General features: G+C 47.1%; 14 protein-coding genes. 3 read left to right on the top strand and 11 right to left on the bottom strand.

Features of this window, described 5'->3' with window-relative positions; all coding sequences use genetic code 11:
- Nucleotides 1-110: 110 nt before the first annotated feature.
- The 3 genes from BW931_RS07375 to BW931_RS07365 form a co-directional block, all read right to left on the bottom strand.
- Nucleotides 111-1646 (bottom strand): BCCT family transporter, encoded by a 1536-nt coding sequence (locus BW931_RS07375; protein WP_076571237.1) that lies wholly within the window; start codon nt 1644-1646, stop codon nt 111-113.
- Nucleotides 1647-1823: 177 nt separating this feature from the next.
- Nucleotides 1824-2123, bottom strand: a complete 300-nt coding sequence (locus tag BW931_RS07370) for a rhodanese-like domain-containing protein (protein ID WP_076571235.1) — start codon at nt 2121-2123, stop codon at nt 1824-1826.
- Nucleotides 2124-2203: 80 nt separating this feature from the next.
- On the bottom strand, nt 2204-2743 hold the full coding sequence (locus BW931_RS07365; RefSeq protein WP_076571233.1) for a 3-dehydroquinate synthase II domain-containing protein: 540 nt from the start codon (nt 2741-2743) through the stop codon (nt 2204-2206).
- Nucleotides 2744-2823: 80 nt separating this feature from the next.
- On the opposite strand from BW931_RS07365, the gene BW931_RS07360 reads away from it, so the two are divergent.
- Nucleotides 2824-3498 (top strand): HAD family hydrolase, encoded by a 675-nt coding sequence (locus BW931_RS07360; RefSeq protein WP_076571231.1) that lies wholly within the window; start codon nt 2824-2826, stop codon nt 3496-3498.
- Nucleotides 3499-3649: 151 nt separating this feature from the next.
- Here BW931_RS07360 and BW931_RS07355 read toward each other — a convergent pair whose 3' ends face one another.
- The 4 genes from BW931_RS07355 to nagZ form a co-directional block, all read right to left on the bottom strand.
- Nucleotides 3650-5077 (bottom strand): aldehyde dehydrogenase family protein, encoded by a 1428-nt coding sequence (locus BW931_RS07355; protein WP_076571229.1) that lies wholly within the window; start codon nt 5075-5077, stop codon nt 3650-3652.
- Between the two features lie 110 nt (nt 5078-5187).
- Nucleotides 5188-6651: a UDP-N-acetylmuramoyl-L-alanyl-D-glutamate--2,6-diaminopimelate ligase gene (locus BW931_RS07350; protein ID WP_076571227.1), complete on the bottom strand. Its 1464-nt coding sequence runs from the start codon at nt 6649-6651 to the stop codon at nt 5188-5190.
- A gap of 138 nt (nt 6652-6789) precedes the next feature.
- Complete coding sequence (locus BW931_RS07345; RefSeq protein ID WP_076571225.1) at nt 6790-7641, bottom strand: DegV family protein; 852 nt, start codon at nt 7639-7641, stop codon at nt 6790-6792.
- A gap of 122 nt (nt 7642-7763) precedes the next feature.
- A complete protein-coding gene (gene nagZ / locus BW931_RS07340; protein WP_076571223.1) occupies nt 7764-9413 on the bottom strand; it encodes a beta-N-acetylhexosaminidase in 1650 nt (549 codons plus the stop codon).
- Nucleotides 9414-9641: 228 nt separating this feature from the next.
- Here nagZ and BW931_RS07335 point away from each other — a divergent pair, with 228 nt between their 5' ends.
- Nucleotides 9642-10412 (top strand): SDR family NAD(P)-dependent oxidoreductase, encoded by a 771-nt coding sequence (locus BW931_RS07335; RefSeq protein WP_076571221.1) that lies wholly within the window; start codon nt 9642-9644, stop codon nt 10410-10412.
- Between the two features lie 111 nt (nt 10413-10523).
- Here the strand turns inward: BW931_RS07335 and BW931_RS07330 are convergent, their stop codons facing one another.
- Complete coding sequence (locus BW931_RS07330; RefSeq protein WP_076571219.1) at nt 10524-11177, bottom strand: peroxiredoxin-like family protein; 654 nt, start codon at nt 11175-11177, stop codon at nt 10524-10526.
- Between the two features lie 174 nt (nt 11178-11351).
- Between BW931_RS07330 and BW931_RS07325 the strand changes: the two genes are divergently transcribed.
- A complete protein-coding gene (locus tag BW931_RS07325; protein ID WP_076571217.1) occupies nt 11352-12206 on the top strand; it encodes an MBL fold metallo-hydrolase in 855 nt (284 codons plus the stop codon).
- Between the two features lie 64 nt (nt 12207-12270).
- Here the strand turns inward: BW931_RS07325 and BW931_RS07320 are convergent, their stop codons facing one another.
- From BW931_RS07320 to BW931_RS07310, 3 genes are all read right to left on the bottom strand, one after another.
- Nucleotides 12271-13491 (bottom strand): CaiB/BaiF CoA transferase family protein, encoded by a 1221-nt coding sequence (locus BW931_RS07320; RefSeq protein ID WP_084193878.1) that lies wholly within the window; start codon nt 13489-13491, stop codon nt 12271-12273.
- A 405-nt stretch (nt 13492-13896) separates the two neighbouring features.
- Nucleotides 13897-14250 carry a low temperature requirement protein A gene (locus BW931_RS07315; protein ID WP_008588161.1) on the bottom strand — a complete coding sequence of 118 codons (354 nt, stop codon included), beginning with the start codon at nt 14248-14250 and terminating at the stop codon, nt 13897-13899.
- Between the two features lie 9 nt (nt 14251-14259).
- Nucleotides 14260-14853, bottom strand: coding sequence for an alpha/beta hydrolase (locus BW931_RS07310; protein ID WP_076571215.1), 594 nt, complete (start codon nt 14851-14853; stop codon nt 14260-14262).
- Between the last annotated feature and the right edge of the window lie 46 nt (nt 14854-14899).

Raw genomic sequence — 14899 nt, 5'->3', positions numbered from 1 at the left:
GACTTTACATCCGGAAGCGGCCCCCGTCTGTAAAAAGCCGTTATTACAGCAAAACCACTGGCTTTATAAAAACTCCCCGATACCTTCAAAGGTATCGGGGAGACGCTGCCTCATTTTCTTATATTATACTTAAATGCCTTGTCTTCGTTCATCATTTTTATCGCTGCCCAGATGAGAATGAACTGGATGACTATAATAGGGAGTCCCATCAGACCGGAGACGACTTCGAGCGGCGGCAGACCGCCGATACGCATCAATACTAAAGCTACTACGGTAATAATCGCAGCTATGATGATGCGGAGCGTTTTCGGCGGTTCGAATTTACTCATATCGCGCGTACTTGTATAAGCCGCTACGGTATAAGTCGTGGAGTCCAGCGTCGTCGTAAGGAAAATCAGGGCAACGATCATGAAAAGAGTGATAGCAAGCCACCCGAGTGGCAGAGTAGACAGTATTTCGGGAATCGCAGCCATCCTCTCTTCGTTCTGGACGAGCTTCAGAATGTTCATATCTTTGTTCAGGTATTGATACACTCCAAGGCCGCCGAGTATACCGGTAGCTATCCATGAGATCAGAGTCGGCGCCAGGAAATAGGTAAGAATCATTTCCTTGACTGTGCGGCCACGAGAAATTTTAGCTGCAAACACACCGTGCAGCATCGCCCACGTTGCACTGTAGGCAAAGAAGAAGACAGTATTACTCTGAACGTGGGACATTCCGCCTTCATGGACGGAATCCGTGCTCAATGAAAGATTAATGTAATTCGAGATCAGGAAAGATACACTGTCGGAGAAATAATTAAGAATGAATATACCGGGACCTGCAAAAATAATAAACAGACCTAGCGCTCCGGCAAGATACATATTAAGCGTACTGAGCCTCTTGATCCCTTTCTCGATACCTGCATAGGCACTGAGGGAGAATAAAAACACCCAGACGATAGTAACGATAAGCGTTAGTGTGAACGTAATTTCAATATTCATAAGGTGAGCCAGGTTGTACGTCACGATTGGAGCTCCCAGACCGAGAGTAACCGCAGCACCGGAAAGAATACTGACCAGGAACAGTATGTCGAATATTTTTCCACCGATTCCATCTGAAAATTTATCTCCGAATAAAGACCGGCATGCTTCCGATACACGCATAAGCGGACGCTTACGCACGTGCAGAATATAACCCATGGCAGGGGCGATCAGAACGAATATCGCAAATACCTGGAATCCCCACAGAAACATACTGTAAGCATTCCCCCACAGTATCGCTTCCGGAGACCCGGCTTCTACTCCCGCGGGCGGATCGTTGGCTACCGACGTCCACTGCAGCATACCGGTACGCATGATAGTGGAACCGAGTCCCATGGCGATAAGTATGGAAGAATACTCGAACAACGAGAACCGTGGTTTCTCTTTAGGATCACCAAGAACTACCTTTCCGTATTTTGAAAATGACAAATACAAACCTGCTACGACTAATATAATTCCGTACCACAGATATCCCCATGTAAACGAAGTGACGATTGAATCAAAAATGGAGTTCAAAAGCTCCAGTGATTTTGCTTCGTACATGGCAAAAGGGATACTAATGGCGATTACAATCAATAAGGCGGGTATAAATATTTTGTAATCAATAAGACCTTTCTTTCCCATTCGAATCCTCCTAATATATATTTTCGTTACTTAATTTAAGTAGAACGACTATCCAATCCCCTCTCACTTACATGATTAAACATCTTTTCTAATAAAAGGTTTTTAATTCGAAGTACCTCCCGGGTAAAAAAGCCCCAGGAATCCACCTGAGGCTGAATCTATGAACCTGGAGAACCTTTACTTACTGATGCTGCCGCTCCAGTCGCGCATGCCGCCTTTCAGCACTTGTGACTGTATCCCGTTTTCTGTAAGAATATCTGCCGCCTGGGCACTGCGGGGGCCTGCAGCACACACCGTTACATACTCTTTGTTGTTATCCAGCTCACTCAGTCTGCTTTCTACTTCATCCAAAGGAAAATGGATAGCTCCGGGAATCCTTCCTTCTTTCACTTCCTCATCCGTACGGACATCGAGCACTTCCACATTTTTGTGGTTGTGTTTCTGTTTCAGTGCCTCTTCACCTATCTCTATAGCCATGTATAAACCTCCTTTTATCATTCAATCTTTGTTCCCTGTTTACCTCAGCAGCACGTAAAAAAAACATTCACCAAAAATTTTTATCTCTCTATTATTTCTTCGTCCACTTTTGTACCGAGGTGCCTCCCCGGCTCATCTGAAACAGCGAGAATTTCCTGCCCGGTCTTGAGTTCCAGTAAAGGACATTCCCCTTTTTCCTTTTCATTGACGTATACACTGGCCGATTTCTGTAAAGTAGCCGAGATGAGCTTTTCCCCGTCAGTACATTCCACTCGTAAAAGCGGCCGTTTTTCTATTTTCACGCGGCCGAGAGCGATCATCCGCTCTTTTTCCCCATCCGTAACGCTGACCTCCTCGCCCGCCTGGCACTCATGGAGGTATTTCGTCTGTTCACCCTGGCGAACGTACTGATGCAGCGCTCCTGCATTGATCCGGAAGGGACGCGCGGGGTAACCTTCCGACTCTCTATTCTCTGCGAGAACTTTAATATATCCGTGCCCCGTATTGCCTACAAACACACCGTCAGAAGGCTTCAGTATATCCACGAAGTCCAGACATACCCTCATCCCTTCTCCGATTTCTTCGATTTTGGTGACTTTCATATATTTTTCATAATCCATACTGCATTCTCCTTTGGTTGATTTCCAACTTATCCTTCTTCTATAATATTAGTATTACTATAAACGAAAAGAGGATTCTGATGAGAGTAGCCATTTTCGATTTTGACCGTACTTTGTTTCCGGAAGAAACCTTCCCGCTCATGATGACCCATCTCAAGACACACCCGATGCATCATAGAAAATACAACACTTTCATGAGAAAAATAGCCCCTATGTACACTGCTTACAAACTGAAACTCTATCCCGAAAGAAAAATGAAGGAAGACTCCATGAGAAGTTATATCTCTTCTTTTAAGAAGACATCCCGTGAAGACGTGGATAAATTTTTCGCACAGTTGGCGAATCAGATGAAAAAAAGACTGAACCGGGAAGTGCTCGACCGTCTGGAGTGGCACAAAAACCGGGGAGACTATACAGTACTTGTCTCCGGTGCCTTTGAGCCGATGCTTGAAACGATTACAAGCGATCTGCCTTTTGATCTCGTGCTCGGCACAGAAGTTCCCTATAAAGAAGGATATCTCGACCATAAAAAACGGATCCAGCACGTAAATGGGGGCCGGAAGATGAAAAAAGTGATGGAACATCTTCGCCCGGCTGTCATCGACTGGAACGGCAGTTATGCGTACGGAGACAGTTTTTCCGACCTCGACGTTCTTGAGGCCGTAGGGAATCCGGTCGCGGTCCAGCCGGAACCGAGACTTAAAAAAGTGGCCGACCAGCTGAACTGGGAGACTATACCCGTCGAACAGACATGATTATTTCCGGGGAAATATTGCGCAGGGAGTTCTTCCCGGTTTAACCCCCACTATACAAAAAGAGTGATTTTCTTTAACGACACAAGAAAATCACTCTTTTTGTATTAGGTTCCTCCTGCCTTTTCGAGGCGAAGGAACCGTTTCCTGAATGTTACTTTTGAGGGTACCCGAGAATGGTTTTCACCTCCAGGTACTCTTCAATACCATGGTCGCCCCATTCTCTGCCGATTCCTGAGTGTTTATAGCCACCGAATGGTGCGGCAAAGTCCGCTTTCGTATCATTGACTTTAACACGGCCGGCGCGTATGCCTGCGGAAGCTTTTCTTAATTTCTCTTCGTCTTTGCCGTATACATAACCGGCAAGACCGTATTCCGTATCGTTGGCGATTTCGATAGCTTCATCAAGGGAGTCATACGTGAGAACACACATGACGGGTCCAAAGATTTCTTCACGTGCAATGACCATGTCATTGTCTACATCCGTGAAGACAGTCGGCTTCGCGTAGTATCCCTGCTCAAGACCTTCGGGTTTCCCCGGGCCGCCGACGAGAAGAGTGGCGCCCTCCTCTGTCCCTTTTTCCATATAGGACTGGACGGTGTCCCATTGCTTCTGAGATACGATCGGTCCCATATGATTTCCTTCATGCGGGTCTCCTACTTTAAATTCAGGCAGCACATCTTTGATCGCCTGCTCAAATTCGTCCTTCATCGAAGAAGGAATAAGGGTCCTTGTAGCTGCTGAACATACCTGACCGGTATTATTCGTGATGTGTGTAAGAGCCGTACGGGCGGCATCTTTCACATCTGCGTCATCAAGCACAATCAGTGGAGATTTCCCTCCAAGCTCAAGCGCTATATTCGTAATGTTTTCTGCCGCATTTTTCATAATCTTCTCACCCGTGGCTCCCGACCCGGTGAAGGAAACGAAGTCGATATCCTTATGAGAACTTATACCGTCCCCGATAACTTCCCCGGTACCATTCACCAGGTTGAACACACCTTTTGGAACGCCCACTTTATCGAATATTTCTGTAAGGATAAAAGCTGCAAAAGGCGTCTGTTCCGCCGGCTTCAATACAACGGGGCTGCCTGCAGCAAAAGCGCTGGCAATCTTCGTCGATGTCTGGTTTGTCGGGAAGTTCCACGGGGTGATCAGGCCACTGACACCACTCGCTTCTTTCATCCTCGTATGTCCTTCATATTCTTCAATGAACGGAAAATCCTTCAGCGACTCCGCTGCCTGGGCAAAGTGGTTGTACCCCATCATGAAGTGGACTTTTTCCGAAACTTCAACAGGAGAACCGAGTTCTTCCGTAATCGTGTCTATAATGTCGTCTTTGCGGTTGTTATACTCCTCGGCAATATCCTCAAGCATTTTCACTCTTTCCTCTTTAGGCATTTGTGAAAAGTGAGGGAAAGCATCGCGTGCAGCCTGCACCGCTTTGTCCAGATCTTCTTTCGTTCCGAGACTTATCTCTCCGAATGCTTCTTCGGTAGCAGGGTTGATGACTTCTGTCGTTTCAGAACCGGTGGACTCCACCCATTCTCCGTTAATATAATGTTTAAGATATCGTTTCATAACGAAAGTCTCCTTTATTTTTCACTGAATGTATTGTCTTTATCTATACAAGAGAGTCTTTCCTATTTCTGCAAATGTTAAACATCAGGCACCCTTCGTACCGGAGAGAGCTACCTCCGGGTTATGCTTTTTTCCAGGTAAAAAACCGTCTCCGCATCAGTGGATGCAGGGTAATGATATTCCTGCTGATACGATTCCTCCCCCTTACCGGTAATTACCACCCAGTCTTTCTCTCCGCTCCTTATCAGAGCTTCTTCGATAGCCAGCGTACGATCGGGGATAACCTCCCCATTCTCCCGTCCATACCGGCGCTGAAGTTCATAAAGGGTCTGTTCCATCTCTTCTTTCGAAATCGAATTAAGGTCGTCGAGAGTCAGGATATACTGATCACTCATTCTGGCGGAAACTGTAATCATCTCTTCTCTTTTCTCCTCGTCTCTGTCCCCCCGGAAACCGAACAGATGGATAAATTTACTAGTGCACTGACTTCTGACTGTTTCCAGGGAATGATACAGGGCATCCGGGGTGTGGGCGTAATCGACCGCTACTGTACGATCTCCGGATAAATAGTGGACTGAAAACCTGCCCTCCACTCCTTTGAAGCCGGCAACCGCCCGAGCGACTGTCTCCTCCTCTATTCCCATCAGCTTCACGGTACTATACGCCATAGCTATGTTATACATGTTGTGGATACCGGCAACCGATGGTTCCAGAAAGATTCCCTTTCCGTTATGACGAAGGTGCAGTTCCCCTGCCTCGCCGTCATATTCACTGATGCTCACATCACTGTCTTCTCCGGCACCGACAGACACGATGGAAGTATTCTCTTTCCTCAGTTCACCGGCAAGCTTCTCTCCCCATTCATTCTGCGTGTTGATTACCCCTTTCCCATTCTTTTTCAGCATACGGAACAGCTTCTTTTTAGCAGCGAAGTAATTATCCATGGAACCGTGGTAATCGAGATGGTCGTGGGAAAGGTTGGTGAACAGGGCATAATCGAACACAAGACCTTCCACTCTGTGCTGCGTCAGAGCATGGGAAGACACTTCCACAATTACAACTTCATCATCACTTACCGCAAGGAGCCTGTTGATTTCCAGCAATGTAGGAGTTGTGTTCCCTGCCGGGTGCTTTTCTTTGTTGACGATATTACCCGTACTGCCGAAAAGGGCACAGGAAACCCCGCCTTCTTCAAACATACTTTTTAAAAGGTGCCCTGTCGTAGTCTTGCCGTTGGTGCCCGTTACTCCGATTACCGTCTTGTCTGCTGCCGGGAAGCCGTAATAATAATCGCTGATTATGCTCAATGCTCTCCGGCCATCAGCCACCTGAATATAAGGGACGGAAACTTCCACGTCCTCCTGTTCTCCTATAACGGCAACCGCACCTTTCCCGACTGCGTCCTGGATATATTCGTGGCCATCTCTCTGATATCCTTCGATTGCAAAGAAAAGGTACCCGTCCTTCACTTCCTGCGAGTTATAAGTTATTCCTTTAATCGTTACATTAGGCAATCCGTCCAGGAGCGCCACTGCTTCTTCTTTCAATATATGGTTTATCCGATCAAGTTTCATAGCTGGACTCCTTTTATAAATCGTTGAATGGGTTTCTGCTCTGCTGCCAAAATCCGATTTTGTTATGTACGGGACTATTACGTAAGTGAACAGAAAAAACACAAGCCCGGACGACTGCCCTGACTTGTATCCCTCCTTTTATTTCTCGAGGCCGGCCACCCCGAAACCACCAGGACCGGAGTGTGTGGAGATCATACCTCCTGCCTGAATCCATCTGATGTTTCGAAAACCGTAATCTTCAGCTGTCTCTTCCATCAATTGCTTAATTTCTTCGTCCAGACCGACAGAGTAAATGAAATACAGCTGATCAGAATCCAGGTTGTATTCACCGAAATAATCGTGGAGCAGTTTCTTTCCGGCTCCTCTCATTTTCCCCCGGTACTTCTTCGTTGAAATCAATTTTCCATCTCTCAGATCTATCCGGGGTTTTATTTTCAACAGCGTTCCAATCAGTGACCCTGCATTGCTCACCCGGCCGCCTGCTTTCAGAAACTCAAGACTCCCCGGGATAAATGACAGTCTAGCTTTGGGTACCGTCTGTTCTATCCTTTCAATCAGCTGTTCTACTTCAATTTCCGGCTCCTTCTTCACTATTTCTGCAGCACAAAGTACGACTGCAGCAAGCCCTCCTGTTACATTCAAAGCGTCGATGAGGTGTATGTCCTCAAATTCTTCCGCGGCAATAACGGCGTTCTGAAAAGAGGAAGATGCCTTTGAGGTGTAACCGATATGAATAATCTCGCACCCCGGATGTGCCTTCCGGATTGCAGTGAAAAGCTCTTCATATTCATGTACGTTCGTAGCCGTAGTGGATGGAATTCTTTTCGTGCGTTCATAATAGCTGTAGATCTCCTCCACGGGGAGAGAACCGTCCGGATAATCCTTATCATCCATAATAATGTGCATAGGAACTGTGTAAAGATTGTATTTTACTCTTAAATCCTCTGGCAGGTCGGCACCGCTTTCGGTGGATAAGATGATTTCTTTCATGCTTTTTCCTCCCGGTTCGCAGTTGAAAAATCTCCTGCTGAATTATAGTGCTGTACGTCGGATTACGAGAACTCCCTGTCCTTCTTCCTTTTCCCCGCAGCAGAACTTTTTAATAGTGTTTGTCAGGACACCCGCTCAAGCACTTCCTCCACTTTCCGGTTAACAGGCTGAAAATCAGGAGGAGGCGTCTGTTCCCCGGTAATCTGATATTTCTCCTTCAAGTCTGCGATGCGTGCGACGCTCTCATTTATTCTTGCTTCCGACAGCTCCCCGTTCTCGACAGCTGTTTTCAGTTCGTTAAAAACAGTGGAAATCAGGTTGGAATCATGTGCCATAAGAAGCAGGTCCCCTCCGGCTTTCACCGTCTCCACGGCCGCATCTTCCACACTGTATTCATTCGTAATAGCCCCCATCGTTAAATCATCCGTAATGACTACACCTTCAAAACCGAGATCGTCTCTCAGAACGTCCGTAATCACCGCTTCAGACATCGAAGCCGGGTACTGTTCATCGAAGGCCGGAAGCAGAATGTGTGAGGTCATCGTGACGTCCGCTCCCGCTTTGATAGCCTGTTTGAACGGTACAAGCTCCATCTGTTTCAATTCTTCATAACTTTTCGTGACTTTCGGAAGGTTCAGATGGGAATCTACACTCGTGTCTCCGTGCCCCGGGAAGTGCTTGATGACAGGAATCACTTCCTGCTCTTCAATTCCTTTCATTACCTGAATACCCAGTTCGCTTACGGTCTCCGGATCGCTGCTGAAGGAGCGGTCTCCGATGACAGGGTTGTCCGGGTTACTGTTCACATCCAGAACGGGGGCGAAATCCAGATTAAAGCCGAGCTCATTCATCTGCGCCCCGAGAATCTCACCGGTTTTAAAAGCGAGATCAGGGTCGTCCAGTTCTCCTATCTCCCCGCCCGGCGGAAGTTTAGTGACTTCCGGAGGCATACGTGACACCCGTCCGCCCTCTTCGTCCACTCCGAGCAGAAGCGGGTAAGGATTGTTTTCATTAACCTGCTTCATCTCATTTAAAAAATCGACGGTCTGTGGGGCACTCGTAATGTTATTGCCGAACAGAATAAGACCGCCCACGTGATATTTTTCAATAACTTCCTGCGTTTCCTCATTCATTTCGGTACCGCTGACGCCGCCGAAGATCATTTGACCGATCTTTTCATCAAGACTCATGTTACTGATTTTCGCATCGTCCGCTCCTAGTGTCCCCGCACTCAGCGTCACGTAGTCCACTTCTGTGTCCTCCGATTCATCGTCCGCCCGGGGAAAAACAAATTCCAGCACCCGTCCTTCGGAAAGCGTATAGACAAGTGTCCGATCCTCTTCGCTTTCCTTCTCTTCCGTACGGTCGGGCTTTTTGTGCGAGTTAAGCTCGTCGATGCCGAAGGAAATCTCTTCTTTCCTATCCGATTTAAGCATAGTCACCGTATCCCCGCTAAGGCCGATTTCCACGTTGCGGGAAGAATAGTCCAGTACAGTCTCCCCTTTTTCCTCGGACGTCTCTTCCGGTTCCCCCCACTTCTCCCGCACTTCTTCACGATTCGTTTCGCCGACTGTGAACGGCACCCCGGGCACCTCTCCTTCTTCAGCCCGGGAAAAGATTTCCACCGGACGAACACCGGATTCCTCATTTTCGTTTTCGGAAGTATCTTTCTCTTCCTGCGTGCCGTTCTCACTTTCCGGGTTACCGAAAATCAGAAACGCACTAAAAGCAAGAATGATAATTCCAAAAATAATTCCCATCCTTTTCCGCATACTATTCCTCCGCTCTCCCCCGCTCCCATCTCGTTTTATGAAGCAGGACAATTACTGTGACTACATTATACATGAAATCGTGAAATATTCAGTATTACGGGTAGATTTTCCAGCGCTCCACCGTTGCAAACCGATCAATTGAATGTGCCAGGAAGATAAAGTAGACTGTGCTCCATTCCATGTGCAGACACCTGGAATTACATCCTCATCACAAAAAGGAGTCCGATAATGATGGAACTTTTCAACAATACAGGAAAAACAGCGATCGTAACCGGCGGAGGCAGCGGAATCGGAAAGACTGTAGCGGAAGGTCTTTCCGAAAGCGGAGCCACTGTAGCTATCGTAGGCCGTACGCTCGAGAAGACAGAAGCAGCTGCCAGCGAGATTCACAACAAAACCGGTAATACCGTAAAGGGATATCAGGGAGACGTCACCGACTCCGGGGAGATCCGGAAGTTCCTCAGTAATATATACGATGATTTCGGTCAAATAGACGTCCTCGTAAATAACGCAGGAACATTGGTTCCCGGAACTGTGGAAGACCTCGACGAACAGGGATGGGACCAGGTAATGGAAACGAACGCGAAATCCATATTCTTTGCAACTCAAGCCGTTCTTCCCTACATGAAAGAACAGAACTATGGACGTATCATCAACACCGCTTCCGTAGCCGGAGAAGTGAGTTTATCTTTCAGTTCCGTGTACGGTACGAGTAAAGCAGCCGTCATTCATCAGACGAAACAGCTTTCTCTGGAACTCGCTCCTTACAACATTACGGTGAACGCAGTGAGTCCATGGTTCTTCGAAACTGAATTCAATGAAAGTGACCTTGCGGACGAAGATTTCCGTAAAGCTGTGGAAAACCGTTCCCCTATGAAGAGGCTGGGTCAGCTTGAAGAACTGAAATCTCCTTACCTCTTCTTCGCATCTGCCGCTTCCAGTTATGTAAGTGGTCAGAATATATTTGTTGACGGCGGCATGACCGTTTACGGCTTGTAATACCCAGTCCGGGATAAATACTGAACACCCCCCCTGAAAACCGGAAAGTAGCATCCGGCTCTCAGAGGGGCTGTTATTCAATAATAATGACAAAAGAGGACATGCCTCATTTTATTTTCGGAGGGCTTTCAACTCTTGCAGGACCTCTGATGGTTCAGCGCGGTCTTTGTAATCCGATTTTGTATATTCATAGGCGATCGTGCCGTCTGTATCAATGATATACGTAGCCGAAACCGGCAGTTTCCACCTGTCATCCCCGTTGTGCTCATCGACATTAAGCCCTTTCTCCTTGTACACGTCCACTAAATAATCAGGCAGCTGATAAACCAGATTGAACTGACCAGCCACTTCGTTCCCTTTGTCGCTCAGCACGACATATTCGAGATCGTGCTTTTCCTGTGTGGTAAGAGACTGATCCGGAGTTTCAGGACTGACAGCAATCAGCTCCGCACCCTCTTCATGAATCTCATTCACGATTTGCTGATAAGCTCTCAGCTCCATATTGCAGTACGGGCACCACGACCCGCGGTAAAATGTCATGATTACAGGGCCCTGTTTCAGCTTTTCATAAAGTCGTACGTTCGTCCCGTCAGCGGCGGGCAAAGTGAAATCAGGTGCCTTCGTTCCTCTGGATAAACCTTTTCCTTCGTCGGAAGCTTCCAGTTCTTCGATTGCCTGCGCCATCTTATTCTGCACGTCTTCCGAAGCTGAAGTTTTGAATTTCCCCAGATACTGTTCAAACTGTTGCGTCATTTCTGTTTTCATATATGAATGACCCCTTTTCTAAGTGTAATGATTATTGCAAACGAAAATTTCATAATTCAAACTATTCCGCTTTTGGTATTTTCAAGAAAAGGGGAACTCCCGCTCATGTTTCAGCAAAAAATGCAAAGGGTAAAATTCACACACGAAGATAACGAACGGTAAAGGAGGAAAAATATGAAAGATGACATTCAATATGGAGAAGACTATAAAAATATCCCGGCAACTTCCAAGGAAAGTGGAAAATTCGAGAAACTTGCAGAAAACCTTTGGTATCACACAGTGCAGATTGTGAACTTATGCTACGTTGCAAATAAATCAAATGACGACTGGGTACTGGTTGATGCCGGTATGCCAAATTCGTCCGGGGAAATTATCAGTAAAGCGGAAGAAACTTTCGGTAAAGACAATCCTCCTAAGGCTATCGTACTGACTCACGGACACTTTGATCATGTGGGCTCCATCGTGGAACTTGTCGAGCATTGGAATGTTCCTGTATACGCTCACGAACGGGAACTCCCTTTCCTGCGTGGAGAAAAAGCTTATATGAAGCCGGATCCATCCGTCCAGGGAGGAGCTGTAGCTAAATTGTCCGGTCTTTTCCCCAAAGACCCTGTAAATCTCGGAGATATGGTCCATCCTCTCCCGGATGACGATAGCGTACCATTTCTCGAAGAGTGGGAATGGATCCACACCCCCGGTCATACTCCCGGCCACGTTTCCCTGTGGAGAGAAAAAGATCAGGCACTGATTGCCGGGGACGCTTTCACTACAGTGAAACAGGAGAATCTGATGGATGTGACCTTGCAGAAGAAGGACATCAGCGGGCCTCCCCGTTATTTTACTCCTGACTGGAAAGCTTCCCATGCCTCCGTCCGGAAGTTAAGGGACTTGAACCCGTTACGGGCGATTACGGGACACGGGCTCCCGATGGAAAATAACGAACTCAGTAAAAACCTGAGTTATTTGACCGATAACTTCGAAGAAATTGCCGTACCCGATTATGGCCGGCACGTGGAGAATGAAGAATAATAAGCTCTTACGAAAACAACCCGCGACTTTAAAGTCACGGGTTGTTTTTTATATCGACCCAACTTCATTTTTTCACGCCGATCTTTTTAAGTATTTCATCCGTATGTTCCCCGAGTTTTGGTGCACGGGAGTGGATGATTCCAGGAGTGCCCGATAATTTTACAGGAATCCCTATTTGCCTTATAGAACCGAGCGTATCGTGCTCGAACGTCCGGATCATCTCTCTCGCCGTTATCTGTGGATCTTTTATCATTTCTTCAAAGGTAAGCAGCGGCGTGACGCAGGCTTCCACTTCACGGAAGACTTTCATCCATTCCGAAGAAGTTTTCGTCAATACGATACCGCTGATCTGCGACTTCAACTTCTCCTGTACTTCCGGAGGAGAATTGATGTGTGAAATCAAATCTTCACGGCCGATGGCTTCGCAGAAGTTTTTCCAGAACTTCGGTTCCAGCGCTCCCACCGAGAGCCATTTTCCGTCTTTCGCTTGATACACTTCATAACAGGCCAGCCCGCCGTTCAGCATCTGTTCTCCGCGCTTCGGTTCCTCTTCTTCCTTAAAAAAAGCAGGGAGCAGCAGCTGCATCCACGATACGACTCCGTCAAGCATGGAAATATCGACGAACTGCCCTGTGCCGAATTTTTCGCGCTCCAGCAGAGCAAGCAGAATACCGACAGCAGCGGGCAATGCCCCTCCGCCGATATCGGCAATCTGGGCCGAAGGGATAATCGGCTTCCCTTCTTTCTCTCCTGTCAGATTCAACAGCCCGGCATAGCTTATGTAATTCACATCATGGCCGGGCTGATTACGGTAAGGGCCGGTCTGCCCATACCCGGTGATTGCGCAATAGATCAGGCGGTCATTCACTTTCTTCAGCTGTTCATAGTCAAGACCGAGCCTCTCCATCACTCCCGGCCGGTAAGATTCTACAACAACGTCTGCCTGTTTCACCAGTTCCAGGAAATACCCTTTCCCTTCTTCCGTTTTCAAATCCAGGCAGATACTCTTCTTGTTCCGATTCAGTGAATGAAAAAAAGCGCTATCCTGATCAAGATTCGGCTCATACCCTCTGGCATAGTCCCCATTGTATGGATTTTCCACCTTGATTACTTCTGCTCCGAAGTCTGCAAGCATCAGCGTACAGTAAGGGCCGGGCAGTAAGCGCGTCAAATCCAGCACTCGCACCGATTCAAGCGGCAGCGACATCTCCATTTCTCCTTTCATCAGCCGGACTGTATTCGAGGTGACGGCTGAAATTGTCGTACGAAGAAAAATTTTTCCCATGATCCTGTTCTCACTAACGAAGTACCAGCAGTTTACAGGCGGCGAGCGTTAACCATCGTATAAAAATGGCAGGAACTATGATAGCGCCTACATTAATATTATCACACAAAAACTGATTCCTCGGGCAAGGAACAAAAGGAAGATAGACGCCCACTGCTCCTTCTTATATCTGCCGGAGTGGTGCAAAATTTTATCTGACGTAAGTAACGGCATAGAAAAGACGTTTTGTCCGTCCTCCGGGAGACGGGCAAAACGCCCTTTTTGCACCTCATATAACTCGTAAAGCAGCGAGCAATCAGGTCGTAACTTTGGCATAGATAGCGAAGAATATCGCCAGCTGCACAAAAACTAAGATATTTGGTATGATGAACAATTTATCGATAAGAAGGAAACCTCCCAGAAGGCTCAAGAAAATACATAGGAGACATCTTCCAAAAACGTCAGACGGATGGGTGCAGCGATCAAACCTAGCAAAAGATAAATGAACAGATGACCGTAAATGATTATCTGCCCGGCCGTTTCTTTCCTCTTATCAACTTTTTTCTCCATACTATCGAAATACTGCCACCACATAGAAATGATGATAGCGAAGGAAACGGGAGAGAATCCGATAGAGCTCCAGTCTCCTTCTTCCGGATGCATCACCGCGAGCAAGCTGACAATCGACTCCCCTAACAAAATAATCGTGAACAGTCCAAATCGTTCCAGCAGATGCGGCGTGTTCGTCGGAACTTTCACGAGATACTTCCGTCCGATCATTCGATCCTCTTACTTATTAAGCCATTCTTTCGCTTTGCGCGCTACGTCTTCTGTAAGCGTATGTCCCTGCACCCAGGCAGTCGTGACGTCAGCTCCTCTTTCCTCAAAAAGGTTGATGACTCTTTCACTCTCGGATTCAGGAACAATCGGGTCCCCTTTGCCAAGAGACAGAAAGACTTCTACTTCGCTGAAATCCTGCTTCTCTTCTACGTCTGCCGGATAGAGAGGCGCAAACAGCGCAGCCTTCTTGAATGCTTCCGGATGTTTGAGCATCATCTGGATAGCAATGTTGGAGCCGTTCGAGAAGCCGACAGGTACTGCATCTTCCAGTTTAAAACCATATTCCTCAGCCTTCTGTGTAATGAATTCGTACAGTTCATTACCACGGAATTCGAGATCCTCCCAGTCATACTTCCCTTCTCCGTGACGTTTGAAGTACCTGTTCATACCGTTTTCCTGAACGTTCCCCCGGATGCCTAAAATATTGTAATCAGGGTTCAGTAACTGGGCTACAGGAACGAGATCGTTTTCTGTACCACCTGTACCGTGCAGCAGTATAAATACCGGGGCGCCTTTTTTATTTTCCTTATAAATGTGTTCCATTTGTAAACAACTCCCTTTTAAAAGAAATATTTATATTTCCGTTTGC

This window comes from Salimicrobium salexigens, assembly GCF_900156705.1.
GTDB classification, from domain to species: Bacteria; Bacillota; Bacilli; order Bacillales; family Halobacillaceae; genus Salimicrobium; species Salimicrobium album.
Note: the sequence above shows the minus strand (reverse complement) of the source record. Positions and strands in the feature narration are given on the sequence as shown.

Excerpts from the sequence above, each read along its gene's own strand:
- BW931_RS07375 (WP_076571237.1), bottom strand. The coding sequence starts at position 1,646 with ATGGGAAAGAAAGGTCTTATTGATTACAAAATATTTATACCCGCCTTA.
- BW931_RS07370 (WP_076571235.1), bottom strand. The coding sequence starts at position 2,123 with ATGGCTATAGAGATAGGTGAAGAGGCACTGAAACAGAAACACAACCAC.
- BW931_RS07365 (WP_076571233.1), bottom strand. The coding sequence starts at position 2,743 with ATGGATTATGAAAAATATATGAAAGTCACCAAAATCGAAGAAATCGGA.
- BW931_RS07360 (WP_076571231.1), top strand. The coding sequence starts at position 2,824 with ATGAGAGTAGCCATTTTCGATTTTGACCGTACTTTGTTTCCGGAAGAA.
- BW931_RS07355 (WP_076571229.1), bottom strand. The coding sequence starts at position 5,077 with ATGAAACGATATCTTAAACATTATATTAACGGAGAATGGGTGGAGTCC.
- BW931_RS07350 (WP_076571227.1), bottom strand. The coding sequence starts at position 6,651 with ATGAAACTTGATCGGATAAACCATATATTGAAAGAAGAAGCAGTGGCG.
- BW931_RS07345 (WP_076571225.1), bottom strand. The coding sequence starts at position 7,641 with ATGAAAGAAATCATCTTATCCACCGAAAGCGGTGCCGACCTGCCAGAG.
- nagZ (WP_076571223.1), bottom strand. The coding sequence starts at position 9,413 with ATGCGGAAAAGGATGGGAATTATTTTTGGAATTATCATTCTTGCTTTT.
- BW931_RS07335 (WP_076571221.1), top strand. The coding sequence starts at position 9,642 with ATGATGGAACTTTTCAACAATACAGGAAAAACAGCGATCGTAACCGGC.
- BW931_RS07330 (WP_076571219.1), bottom strand. The coding sequence starts at position 11,177 with ATGAAAACAGAAATGACGCAACAGTTTGAACAGTATCTGGGGAAATTC.
- BW931_RS07325 (WP_076571217.1), top strand. The coding sequence starts at position 11,352 with ATGAAAGATGACATTCAATATGGAGAAGACTATAAAAATATCCCGGCA.
- BW931_RS07320 (WP_084193878.1), bottom strand. The coding sequence starts at position 13,491 with ATGGGAAAAATTTTTCTTCGTACGACAATTTCAGCCGTCACCTCGAAT.
- BW931_RS07315 (WP_008588161.1), bottom strand. The coding sequence starts at position 14,250 with ATGATCGGACGGAAGTATCTCGTGAAAGTTCCGACGAACACGCCGCAT.
- BW931_RS07310 (WP_076571215.1), bottom strand. The coding sequence starts at position 14,853 with ATGGAACACATTTATAAGGAAAATAAAAAAGGCGCCCCGGTATTTATA.